Here is a 26845-nt window from a genome sequence, read left to right as displayed (position 1 = left end):
GAGCGAGCGCAGCCAACAAAGAGGCAACTTGAAGGATAACGGGTATATAATCACGGAAATCCTTCTCTTCTGGCATTGGCAGCGATTCAATATCACTACCCTCTTTATCCGGGATTGGTAATACGGTTATTTACGACGGAATAAACGGCGGCTCTTCATTTCCGGTATGCGGTGGAGCCTTGAATTCCTGTTCATTCGGCGTCCATAAAATCGTCGGTCGATTTTCTCCCGGCTCCCAGAATTCATAATTACCGGTAGTCGGATTCAATCTCATCATACGAACCAGCACTTTATCCAAACCACTTTCCGGGCTGACATGATAGCCCTGAACCGTCATCTTTCCGCTTTTTTCATCTCTGATCCAACGAAAGCGAATACGAGTCGGCGCTTTACCGGACCGTTCCGCAATTTCACTCAGGTGATACCGGTTTAAGAGCCTATCTCAATAGGCGTAATTGTTGCAGGCAGTTTGAACACGGACAGCGCGGAAAAACCGGAGCGTACACATAGTACGTGAGGATTTTGAGCACTGCCCAGGTTCGCTCTTTATGGCAAAGAAGGGCAAATAAAATAGCCCTATTGGGATAGGCAATTAAGTCGTCCTCTTCGCCTTGATAATGAAAATCAGGTCAATTTTTTGCCTCCGACGTTACCTCGCTGGCACTGTCAAAGCAGAAAATCATTGATACAAACTGCGGGAAATAGAGTAAGAACGTGATGGTGGCAAACATCTAAGTGGAACTTGAAATACAACTTTATATCTTGGGCTATACCATTTTAAGTAAGTTTTTTACTTAATTATTCTTCGATAATTTAATTTCATAGAATTTACCTAACCTTAATTTTATTTAAGAATAGCTATTGTCAGCAGTAGGAAAATTCAAACTCGGTTTTTAGATTGAAAACTCTATTTAGTTGATTATTCTGATAATTCCAAAATATAGTTTATCTAATTACAATGCTCTAAATACGCCGTTTAAAAAGCATTCTTTAATTGTTCGAATATTATTCCGATTAAATGCCATTTTTTCGCCATTATCCCGCGCCAAAAATAACACCTGCTTTTTCATTCTATTACCTATCATCGTTATAACAATCGCTCCCTCACGCTTCGGTTAATGACAGAAAGTTTTGATCTACGTCACTTAATTATTCATGACTTAAAAAATTTATTCATTAATTTTGCTGTTTAGTAAGTGAACTAAAATGTTTTTATACAAAATAGTATTTTTAGTTATATTCATTAATGTTAAAAGTATCACTATATAACAATAAAAGGTTTAATTAATAAATATATGTATTTTGACGAGCAAGTTATTATATTCTATTATATTACCAAGGCATTTTAAGTATAATTAGTTAGCAAACATGTCAGATAACAATTGAAATAATCATTCAGGAGTCACTAATGCAACATATAAAAAACAGACCTAATAATATCACCCCACAATTAATTCATATGTGGGAAAACAGTGATGAACCTTGGGGAGCTAAAGATCTCCAATCGAGATTTATTTACGCCAATTCCGCTTTTTATCAACTACACAATTTACCTGACGATTTCGATATTACCGGGCTTACCACAGGTGAATTACCCTCACCTATTGCAGAATATGAAAAAGAATTCCACCGTCAGGATCAAAAAGTTCTTCAAACTATGCAACGTGTTAGTTCACTAGAAACGCATCCATTTGAAGAACATAAGATTAAGCAAATCTATCTTTGTAATAAATACCCACTTTGCGATGAAGATGGCAATTGTATTGGGCTCACTTTTCATATGTGCAAAACCAAAAACTTTTCTACTGCTTACTATTATGATAAAACCCCTCCGGCAACGCTGGAATTTATCGCCCCTAATGACAAATTGACACAAACTGAATGGGAAGTTCTCTTTCTAACGCTACGTTCATTAGATGAAGAGAAAATCGGTGAAGCGTTAATGATAAGTGCCGAAGATGTGGTTAATCATATTCAGTCAATCTACCAAAAATTCAATTTATCATTACACGAAGAATTAAAAGATTTCTGTAAAGAAAATAAACTTGACGCTTATATTCCCGCGAGATTTGTCACTGTCGGCAGTGTGGAATTAAATTGATTACAAAATTAAATATCAATAAGCTAATTTTAAGGCTAGAAAAAGGAATGATACTATGAGTAACAAGATAATTTCATCGCAAATCATTAACACAATGAAGCAAAGTAATGATCCTTGGGGAATAAAAGACAAGAACTCATGCTTTATTTATGCTAATCAATCATTTAAAACCCTCCAAAATCTTTCAAATTCTTTTGACTATGAAGGAGTTTTTGATGATGAAATTCCCTGGGATGGAGCTGAATTTGCAAAAGAATTTATTACTCATGATAAAACTGTAATGACAAAAGAACAAAGAGTGTGTTCACTTGAAACGCATGTATATGGGAAAAATCAAATTCTGTCATCCTATTTTTTTGAAAAGCTACCTATTTATCATGAAGATGGTAGCTGCATGGGGATTCTATTTCATGGTTGGCAAGCTCAGGATTTCTCATTCACCCGGCTATTTTATGGAAAACTGCCGGCATCTATTATGTTCCAACCACCGACCGATCTCTTTACTCAACGGGAATGGGATGTTATTTTCCTGATGTTACACAAATATACCAGTAAGCAAATCGGTAGGATGTTAAATATTTCCTATCGTACGGTTGAAACCCATATCTCACGCATATATAAACGAATTGGTCTTCATTCTACTCGTCAATTAGAAGATTATTGCCGTACCAATGATTATGATCTCTATGTACCAGAAAGGTTTGTGCATCCAGAAAGCAGAATGTTTCCTTAATCCTTAGATTAAAAGGAGCTTTTACTGATATGAAGAAGAACTATGCACTATCACCTCAGATTATTAATACAATGGAGATGAACAATGAGCCGTGGAGAATAACGGATAGTTCTTCAAACTTTATTTACAGCAATACAACTTAAAAAAAAATTTTATTCATAATGTTAAACAATTATTTGATTATGAAGGATTTTATGATCATGAGCTATCCTAGGGTTTGGGGTAGTCGTGAGTTAAAGTGATTATAAAATTAAAAATCTAATTTTAAAGTTAGGAAAACAGGAGTGATAGCATGGACAATAAACTAATTATTTCATCTCAAGTTATTAATACATTGAAGCAAAGTAATGATCCGTGGGGAATAAAGGATAAAAACTCATGCTTTATTTATGGCAATTTGGCATTAAAATCTCTTAAGAATTTTTCAAGTTCATTTGAATTTGAAGGGCTTTATGAGCACGAGTTACCTTGGGATGGGGCCGAATTTGCCAAAGAATACATCGATCATGATCAAAAGGTGATGGAAAAAGAAGAAAGAGTATGTTTGCTTTTAACACATACTTTTGGAAAAGAACAAATTCTTTCGTCTTATTTTTTTGAAAAATACCCTCTTTATCACGAAGACGGAAGTTGTATGGGAACGATATATCATGGTTGGCAAGCTCAGGATTTCTCATTCACCCGGCTATTTTATGGAAAATTACCAGCCAATATTATGTTCCAGCCACCGACTGATCTCTTTACTCAACGGGAATGGGATGTTATTTTCCTGATGTTACACAAATATACCAATAAGCAAATCGGTATAATGTTAAATATTTCCTACCGTACGGTTGAAAACCATATCTCACGTATATGTAAACGAATTGGTCTTCATTCCAGTCGTCAATTGGAAGAATATTGTCGCACCAATGATTATGATCTCTATGTGCCAAAAAGATTTGTGCAATCTGGAAGCAGAATGCTCCCTTAACCCTTAGATTAAAAAGGAGTTTTTACTGATATGAAAAAGAACTATGCACTATCACCTCAGATTATTAATACAATGGAGATGAACAATGATCCGTGGGGAATAACGGATAGTTCTTCAAACTTTATTTACAGCAATGCAGCTAAAAAAAATTTATTCATAATGTTAAGGCTAAAGAAAAAGGAGTAATAACATGAGCAATAAACTAATTATTTCATCTCAAGTTATTAATACAATGGAACAAAGCAATGATCCTTGGGGAATAAAAGATGAGAATTCATGCCTTATTTATGTTAATTTGGCATTAAAATCTCTTCATAATGTTCCAAATTCTTTTAACTATGAAGGGCTTTTCGATGATGAAATTCCTTGGAATGGTGCTGAATTTGCTAAAGAACACGTGATTCAAGATAAAATAGTGATGGAAGAAAAAGAAAGGATATGTTCACTCGAAACACATCTATTTGGGAAAGAACAAATTCTGTCATCCTATTTTTGTGAAAAATACCCTCTTTACCACGAAGACGGAAGTTGTATGGGAACGATATTTCATGGTTGGCAGGTCCAGGATTTTTCATTCACTCGACTATTTTATGGAAAACTTCCTGCATCTATATTATTTCAACCACCGACTGATCTCTTTACTCAACGGGAATGGGATGTTATTTTCCTGATATTACACAAATATACCAGTAAGCAAATCGGTATAATGTTAAATATTTCCTACCGTACGGTTGAAAACCATATCTCACGTATATGTAAACGAATTGGTCTTCATTCCAGTCGTCAATTGGAAGAATATTGTCGCACCAATGATTATGATCTCTATGTGCCAAAAAGATTTGTGCAATCTGGAAGCAGAATGCTCCCTTAACCCTTAGATTAAAAAGGAGTTGTTACTAATATGAATAAGAACTATGTTATCTCTCCTCAGATTATTAATACAATGGAGATGAACAATGAGCCGTGGGGAATAACGGATAGTTCTTCAAACTTTATTTACAGCAATGCAGCTAAAAAAATTTTATTCATAATGTTAAACAATTATTTGATTATAAACTACCCTAGGGTTTGAGGTAGTCATGAGTTAAATGGATTATATGATTAAAAATCTAATTTTAAGGCTAGAAAGAGGAACGATAACATGGAAAATGAATTAATTATTTCATCTCAAATTATTAACACCATGCAGCAAAGTAATGAACCTTGGGCAATCAAAGACAAAAACTCATGTTGGGTTTTTGGTAATTTGGCATTTAGACAAATCCAAAATCTCCCAGATTTATTTGATTATGAAGGGAAAAATGATAGTGAACTCCCCTGGAACGGGGCTGAATTTGCAAAAGAATTCGTTATTCACGATAAAAATGTTATGAAACAAGAGAAAAGAATATGTTCACTTGAAACACATACATATGGGAAAGATAAATTTCTATCATCTTATTTTTCGGAAAAATATCCAATATATAATGATGAAAACGAATGTACCGGTCTCTTTCTCCATGCATGGAAAGCCCAGGATTTCTCACTTACTCGACTATTTTATGGAAAACTTCCTGCATCTATATTATTTCAACCACCGACTGATCTCTTTACCCAACGGGAATGGGATGTTATTTTCCTCCTATTACACAAATATACCAGTAAGCAAATCGGTAGGATGCTAAATATTTCCTATCGTACGGTTGAAACCCATATATCACGTATATATAAACGAATTGGTCTTCATTCTACTCGTCAATTAGAAGATTATTGTCGCACCAATGATTATGATCTCTATGTACCAGAAAGGTTTGTGCATCCAGAAAGCAAAATGTTTCCTTAACCCTTAAATTAAAAAGGAGCTGTTACTAATATGAAGAAGAACTATGCACTATCACCTCAGATTATTAATACAATGGAGATAGAAAATGAGCCGTGGGGAATAGCGGATAATTCTTCAAACTTTATTTACAGCAATGCAACTAAAGAAAAAGGAGTAATACATGGACAATAAATTAATTATTTCATCACAAGTTATTAATACATTAGAGAAAAGTAATGATCCTTGGGGAATAAAGGATAAAAATTCATGCTTTATTTATGGTAATTTGGCATTAAAATCTATTAAGAATATTTCAAGTTCATTTGAATTTGAAGGGTTTTATGATGATGAAATACCTTGGGATGGAGCCGAATTTGCCAAGGAATACATCGCTCATGATCAAAAAGTGATGGAGAAAGAAGAAAGAGTGTGTTCACTAGAGACACATGTATTTGGGAAAGAACAAATTCTGTCATCCTACTTTTGTGCAAAATATCCTTTTTACCATGAAGACGGAAGTTGTATGGGAACGATATATCATGCTTGGCAAGCTCAGGATTTTTCATTCACTCGGTTATTTCGTGGAAAACTTCCAGCTTCTATATTATTTCAACCACCGACTGATCTCTTTACTCAACGAGAATGGGATGTTATTTTCCTGATGTTACAAAAATATACCAATAAGCAAATCGGTATAATGTTAAATATTTCCTACCGTACAGTTGAAAACCATATCTCACGCATATGTAAACGAATTGGTCTTCATTCCAGTCGGCAATTGGAAGAATATTGTCGCACCAATGATTATGATCTCTACGTGCCAAAAAGATTTGTGCAACCTAGAAGCAAAATGTTTCCTTGACCATTAGATTAAAAAAGAGTTGTTACTGATATGAAAAAGAACTATGCACTATCACCTCAGATTATTAATACAATAGAGATGAACAATGAGCCGTGGGAAATAACGGATAGTTCTTCAAACTTTATCTACAGCAATGCAGATAAAAAAAATTTATTCATAATGTTAAACAATTATTTGAATCCAAGTGATTATAAACTATCCTAGGGTTTGAGGTAGTCGTAAGTTAAATGGATTATATGATTAAAAATCTAATTTTAAGGCTAGAAAGAGGAACGATAGCATGGAAAATGAATTAATTATTTCATCTCAAATTATTAATACAATGGAGCAGAGTAATGATCCTTGGGGAATAAAAGACAAGAACTCATGCTTTATTTATGGTAATTCAGCAACAAAACAGTTCATTCATGATTTTAAAAAATCATTTAATTATGAAGGGCTTTATGATGATGATTTCAACTGGGATGGAGCTGAATTTGCAAAAGAATTTATTGCTCATGATAAAAGTGTAATGGAAAGAGGAGGAAGGGTATGTTCTCTTGAAACACATCTGTTTGGCAAAGATAAATTTCTATCGTCTTACTTTTGTGAAAAAACTCCTATTTACCATGATAACGGGGATTGCATAGGAACTATATATCATATGTGGAAAGCTCAGGATTTTTCATTCACCCGGCTATTTTATGGAAAACTTCCTGCCTCTATATTATTTCAACCACCGACTGATCTCTTTACTCAACGGGAATGGGATGTTATTTTCCTCCTATTACACAAATATACCAGTAAGCAAATCGGTAGGATGCTAAATATTTCCTATCGTACGGTTGAAACCCATATATCACGCATATATAAACGAATTGGTCTTCATTCTACTCGTCAATTAGAAGATTATTGTCGCACCAATGATTATGATCTCTATGTACCAGAAAGGTTTGTGCATCCAGAAAGCAAAATGTTTCCTTAACCATTAGATTAAAAGGAGTTCTCACTAATATGAATAAGAACTATGTCATCTCCCCTCAGATTATTAATACAATGGAGCAAAGTAATGCCCCCTGGGCAATAAAAGATAAAAACTCATGCCACATTTATGTCAATCAGGCATGTAAACGTCTTCTCAATATTTCACGTTCTTTTGATTTTGAAGGGCTTTATGATAATGAATTACCCTGGAATGGGGCCGAATTTGCCAAAGAATACATCGCTCATGATCAAAAGGTGATGGAAAAAGAAGAAGGAGTATGTTTGCTTGTAACACATACTTTTGGAAAAGAACAAATTCTGTCATCCTATTTTTTTGAAAAACATCCTCTTTATCATGAAGACGGAAGTTGTATGGGAACTATTTATCATGGTTGGCAAGCTCAGGATTTTTCATTCACCCGATTATTTCATGGAAAATTACCCACCAATATTATGTTCCAGCCACCGACTGATTTATTTACTCAACGGGAATGGGATGTTATTTTCCTCCTATTACACAAATATACCAGTAAGCAAATCGGTAGGATGCTAAATATTTCCTACCGTACGGTTGAAAACCATATCTCACGCATATGTAAACGAATTGGTCTTCATTCCAGTCGTCAATTGGAAGAATATTGTCGCACCAATGATTATGATCTCTATGTGCCAGAAAGGTTTGTGCATCCAGAAAGCAAAATGTTTTCTTAACCCTTAAATTAAAAAGGAGTTGTTACTAATATGAAGAAGAACTATGTCATCTCTCCTCAGATTATTAATACAATGGCGCAGAGTAATGAGCCCTGGGGAATAAAAGATAAAAACTCATGCTTTATTTATGCCAATCAAGCATGTAAACGTGTTCAAAATATTTCAAACTCTTTTGACTATGAGGGGCTTTATGATTATGACCTTCCTTGGGATGGAGCCGAATTTGCTGAAGAATACATGACTCACGACAGAATGGTGATGGAAAAAGAAGAAAGGATGCGTTCACTTATAACACATGTACATGGAAAAGAACAAATTCTTTCATCTTATTTTTTTGAAAAACATCCTCTTTATCATGAAGACGGAAGCTGTATAGGAACAATATATCATGGTTGGCAAGCTCAGGATTTTTCATTCACCCGACTATTTCGTGGAAAATTACCCGCCAATATTATGTTCCAGCCACCTACTGATCGCTTTACTCAACGGGAATGGGATGTTATTTTTCTGATATTACACAAATATACCAATAAGCAAATCGGTATAATATTAAATATTTCCTACCGTACGGTTGAAAACCATATCTCACGCATATGTAAACGAATTGATCTTCATTCCAGTCGCCAATTGGAAGAATATTGTCGCAGCAATGATTATGATCTCTATGTACCAGAAAGGTTTGTGCATCCAGAAAGCAGAATATTTCCTTAATCCTTAGATTAAAAAGGAGTTGTTACTTATATGAATAAGAACTATGTCATCTCTCCTCAGATTATTAATACAATGGAACAGAGTAATGAGCCCTGGGGAATAAAAGATAAAAACTCATGCTTTATTTATGTCAATCAGGCATGTAAACATCTTCAAAATATTTCAAGCTCTTTTGACTATGAAGGGCTTTATGAACATGAATTACCTTGGGATGGAGCCGAATTTGCCAAAGAATATATGCTTCATGATCAAAAAGTCATAGAACAGGAAAAAAGAATATGTTCACTCGAAACACATTTATTCGGAAAAGAACAAATTCTATCATCCTATTTTCTTACAAAATATCCTCTCTATCATGAAAACGGAAGCTGTATGGGCGTGATATATCATGGTTGGCAAGCTCAGGATTTCTCATTTACCCGGCTATTTCGTGGAAAACTGCCGGCATCTATTATGTTCCAACCACCAACCGATCTTTTTACTCAACGGGAATGGGATGTTATTTTTCTGATATTACACAAATATACCAGTAAGCAAATCGGTATAATGTTAAATATTTCCTACCGTACGGTTGAAAACCATATCTCACGCATATGTAAACGAATTGGTCTTCATTCTAGTCGTCAATTAGAAGAATATTGTCGCACCAATGACTATGATCTCTATGTACCAAAAAGATTTGTGCATCCAGAGAGTAGAATGTTTCCCTGATCCTTAGATTAAAAAGGAGTTGTTACTAATATGAAGAAGAACTATGCACTATCACCTCAGATTATTAATACAATGGAGATGAAAAATGAGCCGTGGGGAATATCGGATAGTTCTTCAAACTTTATTTACAGCAATGCAGCTAAAGAAAAAGGAGTAATACATGGACAATAAATTAATTATTTCATCACAAGTCATTAATACAATGAAGCAAAGTAATGACCCTTGGGGAATAAGAGATAAAAACTCATGTTTTATTTATGGTAATTCAGCAACAAAGAAGCTTATTCATAATTTTAAAGAGTCATTTGATTATGAAGGATTTTATGATCATGAATTGCCCTGGGATGGAGCCGAATTCGCCAAAGAGTACATCGCTCATGATCAAAAAGTGATGGAAAAAGAAGAAAGAGTATGTTCACTTATAACATGTCCATTTGGAAAAGAACAAATTCTTTCATCTTATTTTTTTGAAAAATACCCTTTTTATCATGAAGATGGAAGCTGTATAGGAACGATATATCATGGTTGGCAAGCTCAGGATTTCTCATTCACCCGACTATTTCGTGGAAAATTGCCAGCCAATATTATGTTCCAGCCACCGACCGATCTCTTTACCCAACGGGAATGGGATGTTATTTTCCTGATATTACACAAATATACCAATAAGCAAATTGGTATAATGTTAAATATTTCCTACCGTACGGTTGAAAATCATATCTCACGTATATGTAAACGAATTGGTCTTCATTCCAGTCGGCAATTGGAAGAATATTGTCGCACCAATGATTATGATCTCTATGTGCCAGAAAGATTTGTGCAACCTGGAAGCAAAATGCTCCCTTAACCCTTAGATTAAAAAGGAATCTCACTAATATGAAAAAGAACCATGTCATTTCTCCTCAGATTATTAATACAATGGAGCAGAGTAATGAGCCCTGGGGAATAAAGGATGAAAATTCATGCTTTATTTATGCCAATCAAGCTAATTATCGTGTTCAAAATATTTCACGTTCCTTCGATTATGAGGGTCTTTATGATTATGATCTTCCTTGGGACGGAGCTGAATTTTCTGAAGAGTATATGGCCAATGATAAAATAGTAATGGAAAAAGAAGAACGAATATGCTCACTTGTAACACATAAATTTTTTAAAGAGCAAATTCTGTCCTCTTACTTCTTTGAAAAATACCCTCTCTATCATGAAGACGGAAGCTGTATAGGAACAATATATCATGGTTGGCAAGTTCAGAATTTCTCATTCACCCGACTACTTCGTGGAAAATTGCCCGCCAATATTATGTTCCAGCCACCGACCGATCGCTTTACTCAACGGGAATGGGATGTTATTTTCCTGATGTTACACAAATATACCAATAAGCAAATCGGTATAATGTTAAATATTTCCTACCGTACGGTTGAAAACCATATCTCACGCATATGTAAACGAATTGGTCTTCATTCTAGCCGTCAATTGGAAGAATATTGTCGCACCAATGATTATGATCTCTATGTACCAGAAAGGTTTGTACACCCAGAAAGCAGAATGTTTCCTTAACCCTTAGATTAAAAGGAGTTCTCACTAATATGAAGAAGAACTATATCATCTCCCCTCAGATTATTAATACAATGGAGCAGAGTAATGAGCCATGGGGGATAAAGGATGAAAACACACGCTATATTTATGTCAATCAGGCATGTAAACGTCTTCAAAATATTTCAAGCTCTTTTGACTATGAAGGGCTTTATGAACATGAATTGCCCTGGGATGGTGCCGAATTTGCTAAAGAATACATGGCCCATGACAGAAAAGTGGTAGAACAGGAAAAAAGAATATGTTCACTTGAGACACATATACATGGAAAAGAGCAAATTCTGTCATCCTACTTTTTTGCAAAATATCCTCTTTACCATGAAGACGGAAGCTGTATGGGCATTATATATCATGGTTGGCAAGCTCAGGATTTTTCATTCACCCGATTATTTCGTGGAAAACTTCCTGCATCTATATTATTTCAGCCACCAACCGATCTCTTTACTCAACGAGAATGGGATGTTATTTTCCTGATATTACACAAATATACCAATAAGCAAATCGGTATAATGTTAAATATTTCCTACCGTACAGTTGAAAACCATATCTCACGCATATGTAAACGAATTGGTCTTCATTCTAGCCGTCAATTGGAAGAATATTGTCGCACCAATGATTATGATCTCTATGTGCCAAAAAGATTTGTGCAATCTGGAAGCAGAATATTCCCTTAACCCTTAGATTACAAAGGAGTTGTTACTAATATGAATAAGAATTATGTTATCTCCCCTCAGATTATTAATACAATGGAGCAGAGTAATGATCCCTGGGGAATAAAAGACAAAAATTCATGCTTTATTTATGCTAATCAAGCGTGTAATCGCGTTCAAAATATTTCACGTTCCTTTGACTATGAGGGTCTTTATGATTATGATCTTCCTTGGGACGGAGCTGAATTTTCTGAAGAGTATATGGCCAATGATAAAATAGTAATGGAAAAAGAAGAACGAATATGCTCACTTGTAACACATAAATTTTTTAAAGAGCAAATTCTGTCCTCTTACTTCTTTGAAAAATATCCTCTCTATCATGAAGACGGAAGCTGTATAGGAACAATATATCATGGTTGGCAAGTTCAGGATTTCTCATTCACCCGATTACTCCGTGGAAAATTGCCCGCCAATATTATGTTCCAACCACCAACCGATCGCTTTACTCAACGGGAATGGGATGTTATTTTCCTTATGTTACACAAATATAGCAATAAGCAAATCGGTATAATGTTAAATATTTCCTACCGTACGGTTGAAAACCATATCTCACGCATATGTAAACGAATTGGTCTTCATTCCAGTCGTCAATTGGAAGAATATTGTCGCACCAATGATTATGATCTCTATGTGCCAAAAAGATTTGTGCAACCTGGAAGCAGAACGTTTCCTTAATCCTTAGATTACAAAGGAGTTCTCACTAATATGAAGAAGAACTATGCAATATCACCTCAGATTATTAATACAATGGAGATGAACAATGAGCCGTGGGGAATAAAGAATAGTTCTTCAAACTTTATCTACAGCAATGCAGCTAAAAAAACTTATTCATAACTTTAACAATTATTTGATTATTAAGGGTTTTATGATAATGAACTATCCTAGGATTTGGGGTAATCGTGAGTTAAATTGATTATCAGATTAAACATCAATAATCGAATTTTAAGGCTAGAAAAAATAGGAGTGATAACATGGACAATGAATTAATTATTTCGCCTCAAGTTATTAATACTATGCAACAAAGTAATGAACCTTGGGCAATCAAAGACAAAAACTCATGCTGGATTTTTTGTAATTCGGCACTTAGACAAATGCAAAATATCCCGGATTTATTTGATTATGAAGGGAAATATGACAGTGAACTTCCCTGGAACGGGGCTGAATTTGCAAAAGAGTTCGTTATTCACGATAAAAGTGTTATGAAACAAGGAAACAGAATATGTTCACTTGAAACACATACATATGGGAAAGATAAATTTCTATCATCTTATTTTTCGGAAAAATATCCAATCTATAATGATGAAAACAAATGTATCGGTATCTTTATCCATGGATGGAAAGCCCAAGATTTCTCACTTACTCAACTATTTCATGTAAAACTGCCGGCATCTATTATGTTCCAGCCACCAACCGATCTCTTTACTCAACGGGAATGGGATGTTATTTTCCTTTTGCTACAAAAGCATAGCAGTAAACAAACCGGTAAGGTGTTAAATATTTCTTATCGTACGGTTGAAACTCATATTTCACGGATATATGGAAGAATTGGGGTTCATTCTAGTGATCAATTGGAAGAGTATTGTCGCACCCATGATTATCATCTCTATATGCCAAAGAAATTTATCCATCCAAAAAACAGAGTTTTTCTTTAACCTTTAGAATAAAAGAGTTTGACTAATATGAAAAATAACCATGCACTATCACCTCAAGTTATTAATACAATGGAAATAAGTAATGAACCGTGGGGAGTCAAGGATAGTTCTTCAAACTTTATCTACGGTAATTCAGCCACAAAAAAATTTATCCATAATTTTAAAGCGTCATTTGATTATGAAGGGCTTTATGATCATGAATTGCCCTGGGATGGTGCTGAATTCGCCAGGGAGTTTATTCTCCACGATAAAAGTGTCATGACTAAAGGCGAAAGAGTCTGTTCACTTGAAACCCATGTTTTTGGGCAAGAGCAAACTTTGTCATCCTATTTTTGTGAAAAATTGCCTCTTTATCATGATAATGGTCATTGTATGGGAATTATGTACCATATGTGGAAGGCTAAAGAGTATTCATTGACCTGCCTACATCAATATTATGATAAATTACCGCCATCCTTGCTATTCCAGCCCCCCTCCGATCTTTTTACTCAACGGGAGTGGGATATTATCTTTCTCTTCTTACAGAAACAGCCCAAAAAACAGATTGGGAAAATATTGAATATCGCCTATCATGAGGTTGAAGAACATATGCTAAGAATATATCGCAAAATCGGGATTCACTCCAGTCAACAGTTGGAAGAGTATTTTCGAGCCAATAATTTTGAGCACTATATCCCAGAAAGGTTTTTATTGTCTTAGATTACGTATTATTCCCCAGTTTCTACATGCTACCTTTGTTAGTTATTTATTGATAAAATATACGGCCCTATGGAAATATGCTTTGCTTTCAATGATGTATTTACATTCAATAAGTTAAAAAAGCAATAATTATCTTAAAGGATATTTATGAATAAATCAGGATTAAAACAAGTCCCTTTTATTACCCGTCAGTTAACACATGTATGGGACAGAAGCCCTGATCCTTGGTTTGTAAAAGATAAGGAATCCCGCTTTATTTATGCAAATACCAAGTTTATTAAAATCATTCAGTTACCGGAAAACTTTAGTATTATAGGGTATACCGTTGACGAATTACCAATAGCTGTTAATGGTTTTGCCCATTACTTTAAAGAACATGATCGCAAGGTGTTAGAATGTATGCAGAAAGTATGCTCTGTCGGCACTTATCCTCAAGGTAATGGTCGGCCGCCTAAATCCTATTTTTGCGAAAAATATCCATTGATGAGTGAGGATAATCACTGTGTCGGCATTATCTCTCACGCCAGAGAATTGGAGCACTTTACGGTTTATCATTATATTAAAGAGCATATACCAACGTCAGCCAGCCTCAGACCACCTAATGATTTGTTAAATGAGAAAGAGTGGATGGTTATTTTTCTATTTTGCTGCGGTATGAATAATAATGAAACATCCATTGAAATGAATGTTTCATGCCATGCGGTGGAAAAATATTTTGAAAGTATTTATGAAAAATTATCGGTCAGCTCATTGACTGAGTTACGATTACTTTGCAAAGAAAAAGGGTATGATCTCTATATTCCATCAAAGTATTTTCTATCAATAGGCCATTTTATATTATAAACAATCGATTTTACTGTTAATTATTAATAATTCTATTAATTATTTAGATAATAATTAGGGATACAATTAATGACATCGCCAACCTTTACGTTAATTCAGGATTTATAGCCTATGGATTTAAAGATGCATCGCGACGGCAAGGGAATGAATCTACTCTCGCCGAAATAAGGCGGGAGGGGCGTTTCGACGGGACTAGCGTCCCGTATAGTGTTTCACAACGTCGAGCATCGTCACACGCGCCGGCAAAATGAAAACGAGACCCAAGAACGAACTTGTTGTCTGCCTCTCATACTGATGGAAAGCGGTATATCGGGAGTGGTTGAGGATGTAGCAAGGAAGCAGCCTGTGCACAGCTTTGACTCAGCAGCCTTATCACTGTCTCCGCACCACTTCGATTAGGATTTATCCTTATCATCCGTCTCTCTAACGTGGGATCAGATTGACGGAATGTACCAGATAACCGGTAAAACAGTGGCGGAATGTCAAACTTTGATTCAGCGCCCACCGGATATGGCAGTGCACCAAGCTGATGAGCAACATGAAGTACCTGTTCGGCAATCTCATCATAAAACTCCACCAGCAATACTTTCGATTGTGCATTGGCGATAAACGCCTGTTTCACCTGCGGTATGATCCCCTGATTAAGCCGGACCACTAATGTTTCACTCACCTGAGCCTGCACAGCATGCATCACCGGAGCAAATACCAATCCACGCAATACTTCCAATGCCTGAAATCCCTGTACTTGACTGCCACCGGAATACATACTACGCCGAATGCGCTCTATTGCCGCTTGTTGACCTACCACAACACCGATACCTTGCGGGCCAAACAGTTTAAAGCTGGAGAAGGCCGATAACGCCGCGCCCCATTCACAACCGATACGTTCCACTTTCATGGCAGCATAGTTATCGTCAACCAGAACCGGTAGTGATGCCGCATTCAGCAGTGATATAACGTCTGCCAGCTCATAAGCATCATCAATTTTCTGCCGCGTGTGTTGTACCAACCCCGCCACCGGTAAATGTTGCAAAATCGCAGCCCGTATTTGTTCGGATTGATTGAAATCGGCCCGCACCAGATGCAAGCCCATCTGCTCGGCAATAATCGCCGTCGAGGGATATAACGGCGCATCATGAACCAGCAAGCGATCACCCGCATTAAGTAATGCCGATAGCCCACAACGTATTGCCCCGGTTCCCGCCCCTTGTACTAACACAGCAGCCTCAGCAGAAAAGAAATCGGCAATGACCTGTTCAACGCGTTGCGTTATCTGTGGCCGGTTCAATCCCGGCACCAGCCCTAAATCTCCGGTAGTGAGGAAATCCGCACCGGGAAAATGGCGGCAAATAATGTCAACTAAATGAAACTGTTTGTGCTGCGCCTGCTCCATGCTCAGACTAGGTAATGGATAGGTGTTCACTATCTGTTCTCCTGTTCTCCCTCACTTCCCCCCCTCTATTTTTATCATCACAAAATAAAGGGGGAGAACAGATAAATAACATTAGCTAACACCCCAACCACAATCGTTGCAATCGGCCCAATCGCCATTTCAACCAAAGGACGTTTAGCCGTACGGTTGAGTAGATAAATCCCCGCCACCACCATAAATCCCATGCCCGGCAGAATAGCGTTGGCAGCCATCATTCCCCCCACCAATAAGGCAACTTCTAACATGCGGGTAATAACAGTACGAATATGCTCACCACAAGCTTTGACGCCGGGATATTTATCCAACCAGATAGCAATTCTCGCCAGCAGTTTGATTTCCATAAACATAATCAAACTACCGGCAATGAAGGCAATCCACAGATTATTCGTGACTAATCCGGCGACGAACACGAACTTCATACCAACCGGGCTATAAACCCCGGTAGCAATGGCGGTCATACCGACTAACGGCACAAAGCTGATCGCTCTGGCAAGCGCCACCAGCATGGCATTAGCCCCTTCCCCCTGCGCCATCAGTTGCAAGGATACCGGACCTTCCGCCAGCAGACTGAGTGACATTGAAGCCGCTACCGCCGTCAAACCACCACTTAATACCAGCAACCAGATGTTATTTTGAATGCGCTGTATCCGCGTGGAGAATAGCCCAACCAGCGTCTCATTCGCCCCTTTGGCCGGAGCAGATCCCTCGCCAGCTTTGGGAGCACGCTGTTTCATCGCGAAGTAGAACATCACAATCATTGAGATCAGCAGGGCTATCCCGTTAGGATCCAATTGCACCGGTTTGCTCAGAGCCCCACCAAAACTTAATGATCCTACCGCTTTGGTCGCGATATACCCCACCAATGTCGCAATCAGTACCCATATTCCTTTGCCATATCCGTATTGATAGGCCACAACAATCGCAGGAAATAGTGCAAAGCAGGCTACGATAGGATCGCCAACTTTACTCAGGTTGCCCATGAAATTAACCGGTAAATGGGCAAAGATATCGACAACCGATCGTAAACCGGTCATCAAGGCAACGGCATACAGCGCTCCCAAGACAGCAGAAAGTATGAAACCTTTTTTACTGTTTGCACACCACGTACCAATGACATCGGTTCCCAATAATAAGCTATGCACCAGAATAATCGGGGCGGTCAGCGAGAACGGAATACCAAAGCCGATAACTAACCCAAAACTTAGGGCAAAACTGGTGGCAGCCAGGGTCTTACGATTCATACGCCCTTCCAGATGTTCCGGCATTAAAGGACGTAGCCCATCATGAAATACTGCAATACCGCGGTTAGCCATCATGGCAGATATCCCACCAATCACCGCCAATAAACCCGCTTTAAATGGATCAATTTCCATTAAACGGGTGAAAAATTCATATTCCATTTTTCTCTCCTCATGAAGAAAGAATAGCCTTGATAATTACCGGAATAACCGCGTCTATATCCTGACCGGTAAAACCAAATGCGGTTTTCCCGGCGTTTACATGGGCAATAATTTCTTCATCAGGCAAGATCTTGCCTGGCATACTGACGGTGGCGCATTTGTCAATACCAACAATAGCAATTGCCATTGCCAAAGCGCCTCCACCGGTATTACAGGCGCCAAAATAGTAATCCGCATCACCACGCTTAAGCGCCATAGCGGCATCTATGTCACCCATCACGGTAATGGATGAGGCTTTATCCCCAGCCAGATGGCGTAAAGTTTCAGCAATTTTTTGTTTCTCAATTTGTCCTCCAATAACAAATCTCATAGGTTTTTCCTTTAGTTGAAAAATAGCATGGGGTTATCACGTAACATCAAATCAATATCGGTTTGCGTTAATCCAGCCCGGTTTAGCATCGGCACAAAGGTGGTGATTAAATAATCAAATCCATTGCCACCATTGGCTTTTAAATGAGAACGACGGGTAATATCCATCGATAACATGACGCGGTTAAGCAAGCCACGTTGGGCCAGAGTCTGTAACATAGCGATCCGCTTTTCATCCGGGTAGTAATCGTTTTTGCCAATCGTGTCGAACTGGATATAGGCCCCCTGTTCAATGATGCGCAAGATGTTGTCCAGATTATCTTTAAGATCACAGTGACCAATAACCACGCGTTCAGCATCTACACCGTGCTTTTTCAGTAATGCCAGTTGTTCAAGACCCATCGTGCTTAATGTCGTATGTGTCGAAACAGGACGCCCAGTTTCCAGATGAGCTATAGCCGCAGCATGAAAGACTTTCTCTTCATCCGGCATAATTACCCCTTTACTGGAACCAATTTCCCCAATCACGCCGGCTTTCAGCGTTGTATCGTCGATACCCTGCTCAATCTCTGCGATCATTTCATCCGCCAGTTGTCGAGCTGTGGTATGTGCTACATGTTCAGGAAAAAAGGCAGATTGGTAATAGCCAGTTGAAACTATTACATTAATGCCGGAGTCCCGCATCAGATCCAGCATAAACTGTGGGTTACGTCCCATGTAACGATTGGTCATCTCCACAATATTGTGTACACCCAAGCTGACCAGTGTTTTCATCTCTTCACAAATCAGGTCGTATTGATCCAGTCGGCAGTCAATGTTGTTTTTAAATGATGATAAATCGAGATGCAGGTGCTCATGTACATAGGTATAGCCGGACGCGTCAATTCTGTTTTTCTGGGTCATGAGTAAGGCGGTCCTCAGACGAAGAGAGTGGAACTGCGTCTGCTCACAGACCATTTTCTCCATCAATCGGGATAGGGTTTCCCTGGCTGTCATAAAGCCCTTCCAAGACCGGATGCCCTGACTGGATACCGCTAACTAACGCCACATCACTGCGGGTAGCAAATATCTGGGTGCGAAAACACAGCACGACAGCACAGCCGACCGGAAATTCACCGCTCAGAGGAAAGTGGTAATCAATACTGGTGTCATCCATCGGTAACAGGTGCGTGGCGGCGATCTGGCCGTTTGGCAGGAATATCAGCGCGTTATGCGCCCGTCCACGACGGTAATAACCGCCCCCATAGCAGTAACTGTTACCGTTAAATCGGTGGGATATTTCCGTCAGGTAGAGCATAGCAATGCGTTCTGGCTGCTCTCCCCGAAAATTGGCAAGGATGGTTCCTGTTAGCGCATGCCCGGGCTCGGTATGGGTCACGCCATACTTTGCCAGTAACGGCAGTGTGCTACAGCTTGACGCCGATGGCGCATTTATCTGCGTCACCTCAACCCCAGTTTGTCGTAAAATGTCTTTTGCTTTCAGTAAAGTAAATAAGTTTGGCGCCGGCAGTGTCTGCTGCTGATCCTCTTGCCACAACAAGCAAGGAAAATGTGTCAACCCCGTCAGTTTTACACCGGGCATTGCCATAATGTGCTGAACGATGGTGTGCAATCCCGACAAGTGAAAACCCGCTTCCTGACCCGGATATAAATGGTCATGATCATCGTAGATTTTCAGCATAATGCGTTGCACATTTCCCTCACGCTGCGCCAGACTGGAAATTTCCTCCGCTTTTTCTAAAGAATATACTGTGATCACGTCCGGGTGTTGCTGCATCACTGAGGAGACCATATTACGAGGGATCTGTACCAAATGGCCTGCATGAGTCACCGGGATCTTCCCACGTATCAAGGCTCTAGCCTCTTTAAAATCCACCGCGGTGACACCCTGATAACCCAATTCCATCAGTTTACGTGCCAACCAGGAGTTACGCCCAACCTGTTTGGTCATCAGATAGAGAGCAATGCCATAATGCTCCGCTACCGCAAGCAATCGTCTGGCATTTTCTAAAACCTGATCCACGTCAATCACATAAGTATCAGGCAGTAAGACCCCTTGCGCCCATAATGTCTGGGCTGCCTCAATCAGTGCCGGATTTTGTTTGTTCAGTGCATGTATAAACATGCAGTACCTCCTGTACTCCTTCGGCGATCAATGCCACTGCATTAAGTTAGATGTTAAATCATCATTTTTTTGAATATTTGATGGAAAAAAAATTCCCTCATCTCTATGGTGGTATTATCACTGCCCCTTTGCCGCCCAAAGGCTAAACAAATTTGCCAGCAGATAACCCTCTTCACAGGGATGTAATTGCACGTCAAAATGTGCCAGCAGCGAAGCGTTAATTGCTTGCAAATGAGAAAAGATTCTCGATTGACGCACTTCCATCAGCAGTTCATTATCCATTGAACTGATTTGTTCTCCCCGGCGTGAGCGCATTAACGCGTTGGCCATATGTGTTATTACTATTTCCCCTAACGCATTCCTGACAGGAATTTCCCAATCGTTTTCAAGCTGCGCCACAACTTGTAACATGCCATCATGAATATCCTGATCAATGACATTTCCCTGATAGAACAGATTCAGCCGATTTTCCACGCGTTAACGCCATCCATGCCAAATTAATAACTTGGGTCCTGTTGACCTGCCAGTACACGTTGTTGATGAACTAATAACTCTGTTGTATTTACCATCGTGCGTAAAAGTTGTTGCATCAGAATGTCATCAGCTCTGGTTAAAATCACTGCTTCAGAGGCTCGGGTAAAACATGCACTTCCACTGAGCGGTACTGCAATAAGCTCTCTGGAACTGAGTTCAACTTCTCTGCTGACGTTCCAGATCACGGCATCAATGTCACCTTTCGCGACCTTATACAGGCTCTCATGGTAAGAAATATCCACCAACGTGATATCCTGCCCGGCAAAGTACACTTCAGTCATGATTTTCTGGTCGGCAGAACGATGATCCAACCCAACACGACGGATATTATGTTCACCTCCTTTGCGATAAATCAGTTGGTGTGCACCAACATAAGTATGTGGCCCCAATTCAAGCACAATACAAACATCACCTTGTTCCAGATAAGTTTGCGCCGCCAAATGTGATACCACCGCCAAGTCATAAATACCCTTACGCAAGCATTCCACCCTAGCATCTGAACCTCTCATGTGGGCGAAGTAAAATGGAATGCCCTCAAATTGCGCTTTCAGACCGCTCGCCAGCCCCTCATACAATCGGGTATAAGGCAGCGGCATTGCACAAACTACGTTACTAATATCAGCATGGGCTAACAGTGCTTTGTGATCCATACTGACCAAATAGCTACCATTACGCCCCCGTCGTTCCACATAAACCGCGCCAGAACTTTCCAGTTTTTTTAATGCAAACTGAACTAACCCAACAGATAACCCATAGTCAGATGACAGCTCTTCAATCGTTTTCAGCCGATTACCACAGCGCTCACCTAGCAGATAACGTGCCAGACACGCTTGAGCAACCCCCTCTTTTTTAAGCAGCCCATGACTCATAATAATTCTTCATTTTTTTGAATATATTTATATCTAATTTAAGCAGGCAAATGACAATCGAAAAATAGTAAAAATGCGAATGAGGTCACGAATAAATAGGTAATTTTCTGAAATTTCAATGATTTTAATTTGATAGTTAATAATTTCTGTTTTTATGGTTTAGTTGTGGTCGTTTCTGGACGCTTAAGCAATGCATAGATAAACCCTGTCAACAAAGTACCGACAATAATCGACATCAAATAACCCAGTATTGGTGTGATAGCACCTGGAATCAACAGCACAAACAGGCCACCGTGCGGTGCCATTAATTGCGCACTTATTGCCATAGAGATCGCTCCCGTCACCGCACCTCCAACGATACAACATGGGAGCACACGTATCGGATCACGGACAGCAAAGGGAATCGCGCCTTCGGAAATAAAGCAGAGTCCTAACACCAATGCGGCTTTACCACTTTCCCGCTGAACGTTATCGAACTTCTGCCGGGCAATCAGTGTTGCCACTCCCATAGCCAGCGGGGGAACCATCCCCGCAGCCATAATGGCCGCCATTGGCGCGTAGGTTTGTGAGCTAAGCAAGCCGACACCAAACGCATAGGCCGCTTTGTTTATCGCTCCCCCCATATCAGCACACATCATCCCGCCCAAAATGGCGCCTAGCAGGAGTGCGTTGGTTGTCCCCATGTGAGAAAGCCAATACGTTAGCCCCGCCATAATACCGGCGACAGGTTTACCAATAACGTAAATCATAATCAGGCCAGTGATCAGGCTAGCAAATAGCGGAATGATCAAGATCGGTTTCAATGCAGCCATACTCTGCGGCAATTTCACTTTGGTGTTAAGCAACTTCGCTACGTAACCGGCGAGGAAACCCGCAATAATACCGCCAATAAATCCCGCGTTCGTGCTAGTTGCCAACATGCCGCCAATTAAACCGGGTGTCAGACCTGGGCGATCAGCGATCGAGAAAGCGATGTAACCTGCCAGTACCGGGACCATCAGAGCAAAAGCTGAGCTACCACCGATTTGCATTAACGCCGCCGCCAATGTACCCGATTCTTTAAATGCCGTGATGCCAAAAGCAAATGACAATGCAATGCACAGGCCACCCGCCACCACCATCGGTAACATATAAGAGACGCCCGTCAACAAGTGACGATAGATACCGGTATTATCTTCCCTCTGGTCAGTTTTAACATTTTGCCCTTCCGGCTCGAAAAGCTTGGCTTCGGCTAGCGCCCTATCAAATTCTTGCGCTGTTTTCTTCAACGCCAGCCCGGTGGAAGTACGGTACATCGGTTTTCCGGCAAATTTCGCCAGATCTACGTCAATATCGGCAACGACTAGCACCAGATCCGCTTTTTCCACCTCTTCCGGCGTAATCACATTGCCCGCACCTACTGAACCACGCGTTTCCACCTTTACCCACCAGCCGCGCTTTTTGGCTTCGGTTTCGATGGCCTCAGCGGCCATAAAGGTGTGCGCTACCCCTGTAGGACAAGCCGTCACCGCGACAATCCGTTTTGTATCACAACTGATGTCCGTTGCCGGTATCTGATACGGCTTGGCGTCAGCTTTTGCCTGCTGAAAGAAATTTTTCGGCGCATGCAATGCCTGTTCCGTGTCACCGAGATAAACAAGCTTACCGTTCAATGTGTTATCGGTGGGGATGCGACTGCCAGTCACGACCACCAAATCGGCCTCTGCTGGATTTTCTGTCAGTGTCAGTTCGTTTTCCGCCGCAGCGGCACTGAGGATTGTTTTCACCAGATAACTTCCGGCAAGTCCGAGTGAAGGGTCAACGATAAGCAGCATTTTCATCATGCTTCTCCTGCTGTTAGCTAAAAGGGTTGTATACCCGTCATCTTTCAAGTTGCCTTTTTGTTGGCTGCGCTTGCTCACCCCGGTCACATAGTTTGCTATGCTCCTGGGGATTCGCTCCCTTGCCGCCGCAATGCATCTTGAAATCCATAAGGTATAGATCGACATGCGCCATTATCACGGCAAATGGGGGATTTCTACTCTCGCCGCCCCTCCCCCAAACCGGAGGCCACCGCTTCACCAATGGCCGCTATCGCCTGCGGCGCATCATCACCATTGGCAGTAATGTGAAGCCGATGGCCTTTTTTAGCGCCCAATGTCATGATTTTCATCAGACTACGGCCGTTTACCGGTTGACCGGCACCATCAAGATTGATGAGGGTAATTTCACTGGAAAATTGCCGGATAACATTGACCAACACAGCACCTGGCCGAGTATGTAAGCCATGTTCGTTGCACAGGACAAATTCCCCACTGGATATGGGGCTCTGCGTCAGTACGCCACTGGTCAGTAATGTCAGTACTGTCGGCGCATCAGCTTTCAGCAAACATTCCGCTTTTTGTGCTAATAGCAAGTCACTTAGGTGGTGCAACACATTTAGCGGTTGGTCGTCAGCAACCGCCACCGTCAACAACATCACCACGGGTTCGTTATCCCGCGTGAATAATCGGCTCACTGCCACAGCGCTGGTTAAGTTACCGTCAGGGCTATCACTGAGCCAAATGCCCTGCCCAAGATCCAGTGGTTTACTGTGAATCACTTTGCTAACAAAGGTCGTATCCACGGCCCCCGCTTGCTGTAACCGCCCGGCATTCAATGCCTGTAATGTCATCAGATCGCGGGCATTAACATCTAACGTAATCAAGCTGGTATCGAATTTAAACTCAGGCTGCTGAACTTCTCCCATTAGCAAGCTATGCAGCGCCTGTGCTGACTCAATAGTTTTTAGCTGTTCTGCAATACGATCATCACTCAGTAGGTGTGTTAACTGACGCAGTAGTGCCAAATGCTCATCGGAACGCGCGGCGATACCAATAACCACATAACACATCGCACCTTGATCCCATTCAACACCCTGTGAAAAGTGAAATACCTGTACATCGGTTTTCATGACCAGATCGCGAGTATCTAACGTGCCATGTGGAATGGCGATACCGTTGCCAAGGTAGGTGGAAATTTGCTTTTCACGTTGCAACATGCCGTCAACATAGGTATCACCGACGTTACCATTCGCGGCTAGCATGGCCGCCACCTGACGAATGGCATCCTCTTTACCGGTCGCAATTGCACCCGTATGGATATTTTGCAGAGCCAACTGGAACATAATTTTCTCCCTATTACCAAAAATAGAATCGTTTCAGTTGACGCAGAGAAAAAAGTATTAAGTCCAATAAAAAGAAAAAGAGATAAAAAACTGAAACGTTTCAACGAGTGTGGAACATGACCAATTTTCATTCAATACTTATGTGAAATAAAATCGCAATTTTTTGAGATTACTCACATTTTTCCAGCCATCGTTTTTTGTCTATCTCCGGTTTAAGAGATTTGGTAAACCTTGAGGGTTCTGTGAAACATTTTTTTCATCGACAGAGGGAACAGGTTTAACCGCATTTATCAATGATGCAATCCAAATGTAGTGGTCAACTCATTCCGAAACGCTTATTTAGAAGAAAAGTTTATAGCGATGGTAAGAATTCTCAATATGAGAATATTAAATGTCACGCTATTTAAGATGGTCTAAGATGGTCTTTATGTATGCGCCTTAACAGGCGCATACATCAGAATCGCTTATTCAGTTGGACAAGGATTTTCATTTGGGACGTAATCAAAGTGTAATTCTCGGTGCCGATTCCTTTTTACACCCCAAACACCGTGGAAACGCTCTGCATTACTGGCGGTATACCGTACTGTATGGCGAATATTACTGTGCCCAAGATAATCTTGTATCAACCGAGTATCTATCCCCCTATCTGCAAGTGCAAAACCACAGGCATGGCGCAACATGTGCGGATGAGAGCCTACGGAAATATTAGCCAATCGTCCTAATTGACTAATAAGTTGATAAATGCGCTGGCGAGTCAGTGGGTTTCCGCTACGTGACAGAAACAACCAATCACTTTCTGCCCCTCGGAAGGTTTTACGGACTTTTAGCCACTCCCTGATCGCTTGGATTTCATAGCCTAAAAGAGGATGAATAGTAGAAAATCCGCCTTTTAAACGCCGGATATACAAACTGCCATCTTCCAAATCCAGATCAGATATCCGTAGATACCTGGCTTCACTAACACGTAAGCCATGAACAAAACTCATGTATACCAGACAATAGTCGCGCTCCCCATTAGGGCCCTTTTTCGCCACTTCCAGCATTCTTTCCACTTCGTATTGCGTTAGATGTCTTCGCTGACCCATTATGGTCTATCCCAAATATTCTTTGTTGCAACGCATTTAACACGCTGCGTTATCTGTAACTGATTAAGACCCGGAACCAACCCTAAATCCCCCATAGTAATTAAACCTGCGCCAGAATAGCGGCAGATGACTGTATAAAACCTCTGTTTCTGTACTTGATCTATGCTCAAGCTGCGTAATGGATAGATATTCAATGTCTGTTCTCCGGTAATTTCCCCCTATTCTTACCATCACAAGGCCAAAAGAAAAATAGTGATTCAATTAACCGATCCCGACCAAATAAGGCTTTTTGGCTAGAATGACCAACAAAAATCGCAGCGATAGGCCCAATAACCATTTTAACAAAAGGACGTGTCCGTCAGATTGATGTCTGGTTCAAATCACTAAGGAAGGATGTTGATGCAGCAATGTTTTCCGGCTTCCAGCTTCCGATAAACATTTAATCTCACTATACCCGTTATCCTTCAAGTTGCCTCTTTGTTGGCTGCGCTCACTCACCCCGGTCACATCGTTATCTATGCTCCCGGGGATTCGTTCCCTTGCCGTCGCGATACATCTTGAAATCCATAGGGTATATATCTTTGCTAGAAGAAACCGACGGGGCAGCAAATCTAACAAACTGGTAACACGGGTAGACGATCAGCTATGCAAAATAATCTGGTATATCAGCTAGATACAATATTCAGCTTTTCAAACTACTACCAGATTTTATCCATATCGTCATCAATGATGCCTTTTATAAATTTTTTAAACCTCAATATTATGACCCATTATTGCCCTTCTCCGCCAATCATTTACAACAAAAATTAGTTTGCGAGCATAATCA

At 40.0% G+C, this 26845-nt stretch carries 30 protein-coding genes and 1 pseudogene; 20 read left to right on the top strand and 11 right to left on the bottom strand.

Features of this window, described 5'->3' with window-relative positions:
* Nucleotides 1–34: 34 nt before the first annotated feature.
* Nucleotides 35–418 (bottom strand): annotated as a pseudogene (locus SLS51_RS00845) (S-type pyocin domain-containing protein); the annotation flags it as partial.
* Between the two features lie 990 nt (nt 419–1408).
* Here SLS51_RS00845 and SLS51_RS00840 point away from each other — a divergent pair.
* From SLS51_RS00840 to SLS51_RS00740, 20 genes are all read left to right on the top strand, one after another.
* Entirely contained in the window at nt 1409–2101 is a 693-nt protein-coding gene (locus SLS51_RS00840) for a PAS domain-containing protein (RefSeq protein ID WP_323834602.1), read from the top strand.
* Between the two features lie 55 nt (nt 2102–2156).
* On the top strand, nt 2157–2834 hold the full coding sequence (locus SLS51_RS00835; protein WP_323834599.1) for a helix-turn-helix transcriptional regulator: 678 nt from the start codon (nt 2157–2159) through the stop codon (nt 2832–2834).
* Nucleotides 2835–3126: 292 nt separating this feature from the next.
* Nucleotides 3127–3807 (top strand): helix-turn-helix transcriptional regulator, encoded by a 681-nt coding sequence (locus tag SLS51_RS00830; RefSeq protein WP_323834596.1) that lies wholly within the window; start codon nt 3127–3129, stop codon nt 3805–3807.
* Nucleotides 3808–3837: 30 nt separating this feature from the next.
* Nucleotides 3838–3993 carry a hypothetical protein gene (locus SLS51_RS00825; protein ID WP_323834594.1) on the top strand — a complete coding sequence of 52 codons (156 nt, stop codon included), beginning with the start codon at nt 3838–3840 and terminating at the stop codon, nt 3991–3993.
* Between the two features lie 4 nt (nt 3994–3997).
* Nucleotides 3998–4678, top strand: a complete 681-nt coding sequence (locus SLS51_RS00820; RefSeq protein ID WP_323834592.1) for a helix-turn-helix transcriptional regulator — start codon at nt 3998–4000, stop codon at nt 4676–4678.
* A gap of 270 nt (nt 4679–4948) precedes the next feature.
* On the top strand, nt 4949–5629 hold the full coding sequence (locus SLS51_RS00815) for a helix-turn-helix transcriptional regulator (RefSeq protein ID WP_323834590.1): 681 nt from the start codon (nt 4949–4951) through the stop codon (nt 5627–5629).
* 30 nt (nt 5630–5659) lie between these two features.
* Nucleotides 5660–5800 (top strand): hypothetical protein, encoded by a 141-nt coding sequence (locus SLS51_RS00810; protein WP_439126828.1) that lies wholly within the window; start codon nt 5660–5662, stop codon nt 5798–5800.
* On the top strand, nt 5790–6470 hold the full coding sequence (locus SLS51_RS00805; protein ID WP_323834589.1) for a helix-turn-helix transcriptional regulator: 681 nt from the start codon (nt 5790–5792) through the stop codon (nt 6468–6470). The genes SLS51_RS00810 and SLS51_RS00805 overlap by 11 nt, the downstream gene beginning before the upstream one ends.
* Before the next feature lie 280 nt (nt 6471–6750).
* On the top strand, nt 6751–7434 hold the full coding sequence (locus SLS51_RS00795; protein ID WP_323834587.1) for a helix-turn-helix transcriptional regulator: 684 nt from the start codon (nt 6751–6753) through the stop codon (nt 7432–7434).
* Nucleotides 7435–7463: 29 nt separating this feature from the next.
* Nucleotides 7464–8144 carry a helix-turn-helix transcriptional regulator gene (locus tag SLS51_RS00790; protein ID WP_165577451.1) on the top strand — a complete coding sequence of 227 codons (681 nt, stop codon included), beginning with the start codon at nt 7464–7466 and terminating at the stop codon, nt 8142–8144.
* Nucleotides 8145–8174: 30 nt separating this feature from the next.
* Nucleotides 8175–8855, top strand: coding sequence for a helix-turn-helix transcriptional regulator (locus SLS51_RS00785; RefSeq protein WP_323834585.1), 681 nt, complete (start codon nt 8175–8177; stop codon nt 8853–8855).
* Between the two features lie 30 nt (nt 8856–8885).
* Entirely contained in the window at nt 8886–9566 is a 681-nt protein-coding gene (locus SLS51_RS00780) for a helix-turn-helix transcriptional regulator (protein ID WP_323834583.1), read from the top strand.
* Between the two features lie 30 nt (nt 9567–9596).
* On the top strand, nt 9597–9737 hold the full coding sequence (locus SLS51_RS00775) for a hypothetical protein (RefSeq protein WP_439126827.1): 141 nt from the start codon (nt 9597–9599) through the stop codon (nt 9735–9737).
* Nucleotides 9727–10410, top strand: coding sequence for a helix-turn-helix transcriptional regulator (locus SLS51_RS00770; protein WP_323834581.1), 684 nt, complete (start codon nt 9727–9729; stop codon nt 10408–10410). The genes SLS51_RS00775 and SLS51_RS00770 overlap by 11 nt, the downstream gene beginning before the upstream one ends.
* A 29-nt stretch (nt 10411–10439) precedes the next feature.
* Entirely contained in the window at nt 10440–11120 is a 681-nt protein-coding gene (locus SLS51_RS00765) for a helix-turn-helix transcriptional regulator (RefSeq protein WP_323834579.1), read from the top strand.
* Nucleotides 11121–11149: 29 nt separating this feature from the next.
* Nucleotides 11150–11830: a helix-turn-helix transcriptional regulator gene (locus SLS51_RS00760; RefSeq protein WP_165577455.1), complete on the top strand. Its 681-nt coding sequence runs from the start codon at nt 11150–11152 to the stop codon at nt 11828–11830.
* Between the two features lie 30 nt (nt 11831–11860).
* Nucleotides 11861–12541, top strand: coding sequence for a helix-turn-helix transcriptional regulator (locus tag SLS51_RS00755; protein WP_323834576.1), 681 nt, complete (start codon nt 11861–11863; stop codon nt 12539–12541).
* A gap of 296 nt (nt 12542–12837) precedes the next feature.
* Nucleotides 12838–13518 (top strand): LuxR C-terminal-related transcriptional regulator, encoded by a 681-nt coding sequence (locus SLS51_RS00750; RefSeq protein WP_323834574.1) that lies wholly within the window; start codon nt 12838–12840, stop codon nt 13516–13518.
* Between the two features lie 27 nt (nt 13519–13545).
* Nucleotides 13546–14217 carry a helix-turn-helix transcriptional regulator gene (locus SLS51_RS00745; RefSeq protein WP_323834572.1) on the top strand — a complete coding sequence of 224 codons (672 nt, stop codon included), beginning with the start codon at nt 13546–13548 and terminating at the stop codon, nt 14215–14217.
* Nucleotides 14218–14364: 147 nt separating this feature from the next.
* On the top strand, nt 14365–15060 hold the full coding sequence (locus SLS51_RS00740; RefSeq protein ID WP_323834570.1) for a PAS domain-containing protein: 696 nt from the start codon (nt 14365–14367) through the stop codon (nt 15058–15060).
* A gap of 286 nt (nt 15061–15346) precedes the next feature.
* Here the strand turns inward: SLS51_RS00740 and SLS51_RS00735 are convergent, their stop codons facing one another.
* The 10 genes from SLS51_RS00735 to SLS51_RS00690 form a co-directional block, all read right to left on the bottom strand.
* A complete protein-coding gene (locus SLS51_RS00735; protein ID WP_011146258.1) occupies nt 15347–16483 on the bottom strand; it encodes an aminotransferase class V-fold PLP-dependent enzyme in 1137 nt (378 codons plus the stop codon).
* 47 nt (nt 16484–16530) lie between these two features.
* Nucleotides 16531–17892 carry a YhfT family protein gene (locus SLS51_RS00730; RefSeq protein WP_289993905.1) on the bottom strand — a complete coding sequence of 454 codons (1362 nt, stop codon included), beginning with the start codon at nt 17890–17892 and terminating at the stop codon, nt 16531–16533.
* 10 nt (nt 17893–17902) lie between these two features.
* Nucleotides 17903–18262: a DUF2620 domain-containing protein gene (locus tag SLS51_RS00725; protein ID WP_323834566.1), complete on the bottom strand. Its 360-nt coding sequence runs from the start codon at nt 18260–18262 to the stop codon at nt 17903–17905.
* A gap of 11 nt (nt 18263–18273) precedes the next feature.
* Nucleotides 18274–19164 carry a phosphotriesterase-related protein gene (locus SLS51_RS00720; RefSeq protein WP_323834681.1) on the bottom strand — a complete coding sequence of 297 codons (891 nt, stop codon included), beginning with the start codon at nt 19162–19164 and terminating at the stop codon, nt 18274–18276.
* A gap of 43 nt (nt 19165–19207) precedes the next feature.
* Nucleotides 19208–20386: a YhfX family PLP-dependent enzyme gene (locus tag SLS51_RS00715; protein WP_323834564.1), complete on the bottom strand. Its 1179-nt coding sequence runs from the start codon at nt 20384–20386 to the stop codon at nt 19208–19210.
* Nucleotides 20387–20503: 117 nt separating this feature from the next.
* A complete protein-coding gene (locus SLS51_RS00710; RefSeq protein WP_323834562.1) occupies nt 20504–20860 on the bottom strand; it encodes a PRD domain-containing protein in 357 nt (118 codons plus the stop codon).
* A 23-nt stretch (nt 20861–20883) separates the two neighbouring features.
* On the bottom strand, nt 20884–21789 hold the full coding sequence (yhfZ, locus tag SLS51_RS00705) for a GntR family transcriptional regulator YhfZ (RefSeq protein WP_113024330.1): 906 nt from the start codon (nt 21787–21789) through the stop codon (nt 20884–20886).
* A 152-nt stretch (nt 21790–21941) separates the two neighbouring features.
* Nucleotides 21942–23609: a PTS fructose transporter subunit IIBC gene (fruA, locus tag SLS51_RS00700; protein ID WP_323834679.1), complete on the bottom strand. Its 1668-nt coding sequence runs from the start codon at nt 23607–23609 to the stop codon at nt 21942–21944.
* A gap of 197 nt (nt 23610–23806) precedes the next feature.
* Complete coding sequence (gene fruB, locus SLS51_RS00695) at nt 23807–24934, bottom strand: fused PTS fructose transporter subunit IIA/HPr protein (RefSeq protein WP_323834559.1); 1128 nt, start codon at nt 24932–24934, stop codon at nt 23807–23809.
* Nucleotides 24935–25398: 464 nt separating this feature from the next.
* Nucleotides 25399–26019 carry a tyrosine-type DNA invertase gene (locus tag SLS51_RS00690; protein WP_011146249.1) on the bottom strand — a complete coding sequence of 207 codons (621 nt, stop codon included), beginning with the start codon at nt 26017–26019 and terminating at the stop codon, nt 25399–25401.
* Nucleotides 26020–26845: the final 826 nt, after the last annotated feature.

This window comes from Photorhabdus africana, from assembly GCF_035181445.1.
GTDB classification, from domain to species: Bacteria; Pseudomonadota; Gammaproteobacteria; order Enterobacterales; family Enterobacteriaceae; genus Photorhabdus; species Photorhabdus laumondii.
This window is presented reverse-complemented; position numbering and strand designations above follow the sequence as displayed.

Excerpts from the sequence above, each read along its gene's own strand:
- SLS51_RS00775 (WP_439126827.1), top strand. The coding sequence starts at position 9,597 with ATGAAGAAGAACTATGCACTATCACCTCAGATTATTAATACAATGGAG.
- SLS51_RS00785 (WP_323834585.1), top strand. The coding sequence starts at position 8,175 with ATGAAGAAGAACTATGTCATCTCTCCTCAGATTATTAATACAATGGCG.
- SLS51_RS00755 (WP_323834576.1), top strand. The coding sequence starts at position 11,861 with ATGAATAAGAATTATGTTATCTCCCCTCAGATTATTAATACAATGGAG.
- fruA (WP_323834679.1), bottom strand. The coding sequence starts at position 23,609 with ATGAAAATGCTGCTTATCGTTGACCCTTCACTCGGACTTGCCGGAAGT.
- SLS51_RS00725 (WP_323834566.1), bottom strand. The coding sequence starts at position 18,262 with ATGAGATTTGTTATTGGAGGACAAATTGAGAAACAAAAAATTGCTGAA.
- SLS51_RS00840 (WP_323834602.1), top strand. The coding sequence starts at position 1,409 with ATGCAACATATAAAAAACAGACCTAATAATATCACCCCACAATTAATT.
- SLS51_RS00750 (WP_323834574.1), top strand. The coding sequence starts at position 12,838 with ATGGACAATGAATTAATTATTTCGCCTCAAGTTATTAATACTATGCAA.
- SLS51_RS00770 (WP_323834581.1), top strand. The coding sequence starts at position 9,727 with ATGGACAATAAATTAATTATTTCATCACAAGTCATTAATACAATGAAG.
- SLS51_RS00760 (WP_165577455.1), top strand. The coding sequence starts at position 11,150 with ATGAAGAAGAACTATATCATCTCCCCTCAGATTATTAATACAATGGAG.
- SLS51_RS00745 (WP_323834572.1), top strand. The coding sequence starts at position 13,546 with ATGAAAAATAACCATGCACTATCACCTCAAGTTATTAATACAATGGAA.
- SLS51_RS00815 (WP_323834590.1), top strand. The coding sequence starts at position 4,949 with ATGGAAAATGAATTAATTATTTCATCTCAAATTATTAACACCATGCAG.
- fruB (WP_323834559.1), bottom strand. The coding sequence starts at position 24,934 with ATGTTCCAGTTGGCTCTGCAAAATATCCATACGGGTGCAATTGCGACC.
- SLS51_RS00830 (WP_323834596.1), top strand. The coding sequence starts at position 3,127 with ATGGACAATAAACTAATTATTTCATCTCAAGTTATTAATACATTGAAG.
- SLS51_RS00835 (WP_323834599.1), top strand. The coding sequence starts at position 2,157 with ATGAGTAACAAGATAATTTCATCGCAAATCATTAACACAATGAAGCAA.
- SLS51_RS00690 (WP_011146249.1), bottom strand. The coding sequence starts at position 26,019 with ATGGGTCAGCGAAGACATCTAACGCAATACGAAGTGGAAAGAATGCTG.
- SLS51_RS00740 (WP_323834570.1), top strand. The coding sequence starts at position 14,365 with ATGAATAAATCAGGATTAAAACAAGTCCCTTTTATTACCCGTCAGTTA.
- SLS51_RS00805 (WP_323834589.1), top strand. The coding sequence starts at position 5,790 with ATGGACAATAAATTAATTATTTCATCACAAGTTATTAATACATTAGAG.
- SLS51_RS00730 (WP_289993905.1), bottom strand. The coding sequence starts at position 17,892 with ATGGAATATGAATTTTTCACCCGTTTAATGGAAATTGATCCATTTAAA.
- SLS51_RS00820 (WP_323834592.1), top strand. The coding sequence starts at position 3,998 with ATGAGCAATAAACTAATTATTTCATCTCAAGTTATTAATACAATGGAA.
- SLS51_RS00790 (WP_165577451.1), top strand. The coding sequence starts at position 7,464 with ATGAATAAGAACTATGTCATCTCCCCTCAGATTATTAATACAATGGAG.
- SLS51_RS00825 (WP_323834594.1), top strand. The coding sequence starts at position 3,838 with ATGAAAAAGAACTATGCACTATCACCTCAGATTATTAATACAATGGAG.
- SLS51_RS00715 (WP_323834564.1), bottom strand. The coding sequence starts at position 20,386 with ATGTTTATACATGCACTGAACAAACAAAATCCGGCACTGATTGAGGCA.
- SLS51_RS00780 (WP_323834583.1), top strand. The coding sequence starts at position 8,886 with ATGAATAAGAACTATGTCATCTCTCCTCAGATTATTAATACAATGGAA.
- SLS51_RS00810 (WP_439126828.1), top strand. The coding sequence starts at position 5,660 with ATGAAGAAGAACTATGCACTATCACCTCAGATTATTAATACAATGGAG.
- SLS51_RS00765 (WP_323834579.1), top strand. The coding sequence starts at position 10,440 with ATGAAAAAGAACCATGTCATTTCTCCTCAGATTATTAATACAATGGAG.
- yhfZ (WP_113024330.1), bottom strand. The coding sequence starts at position 21,789 with ATGAGTCATGGGCTGCTTAAAAAAGAGGGGGTTGCTCAAGCGTGTCTG.
- SLS51_RS00795 (WP_323834587.1), top strand. The coding sequence starts at position 6,751 with ATGGAAAATGAATTAATTATTTCATCTCAAATTATTAATACAATGGAG.
- SLS51_RS00720 (WP_323834681.1), bottom strand. The coding sequence starts at position 19,164 with ATGACCCAGAAAAACAGAATTGACGCGTCCGGCTATACCTATGTACAT.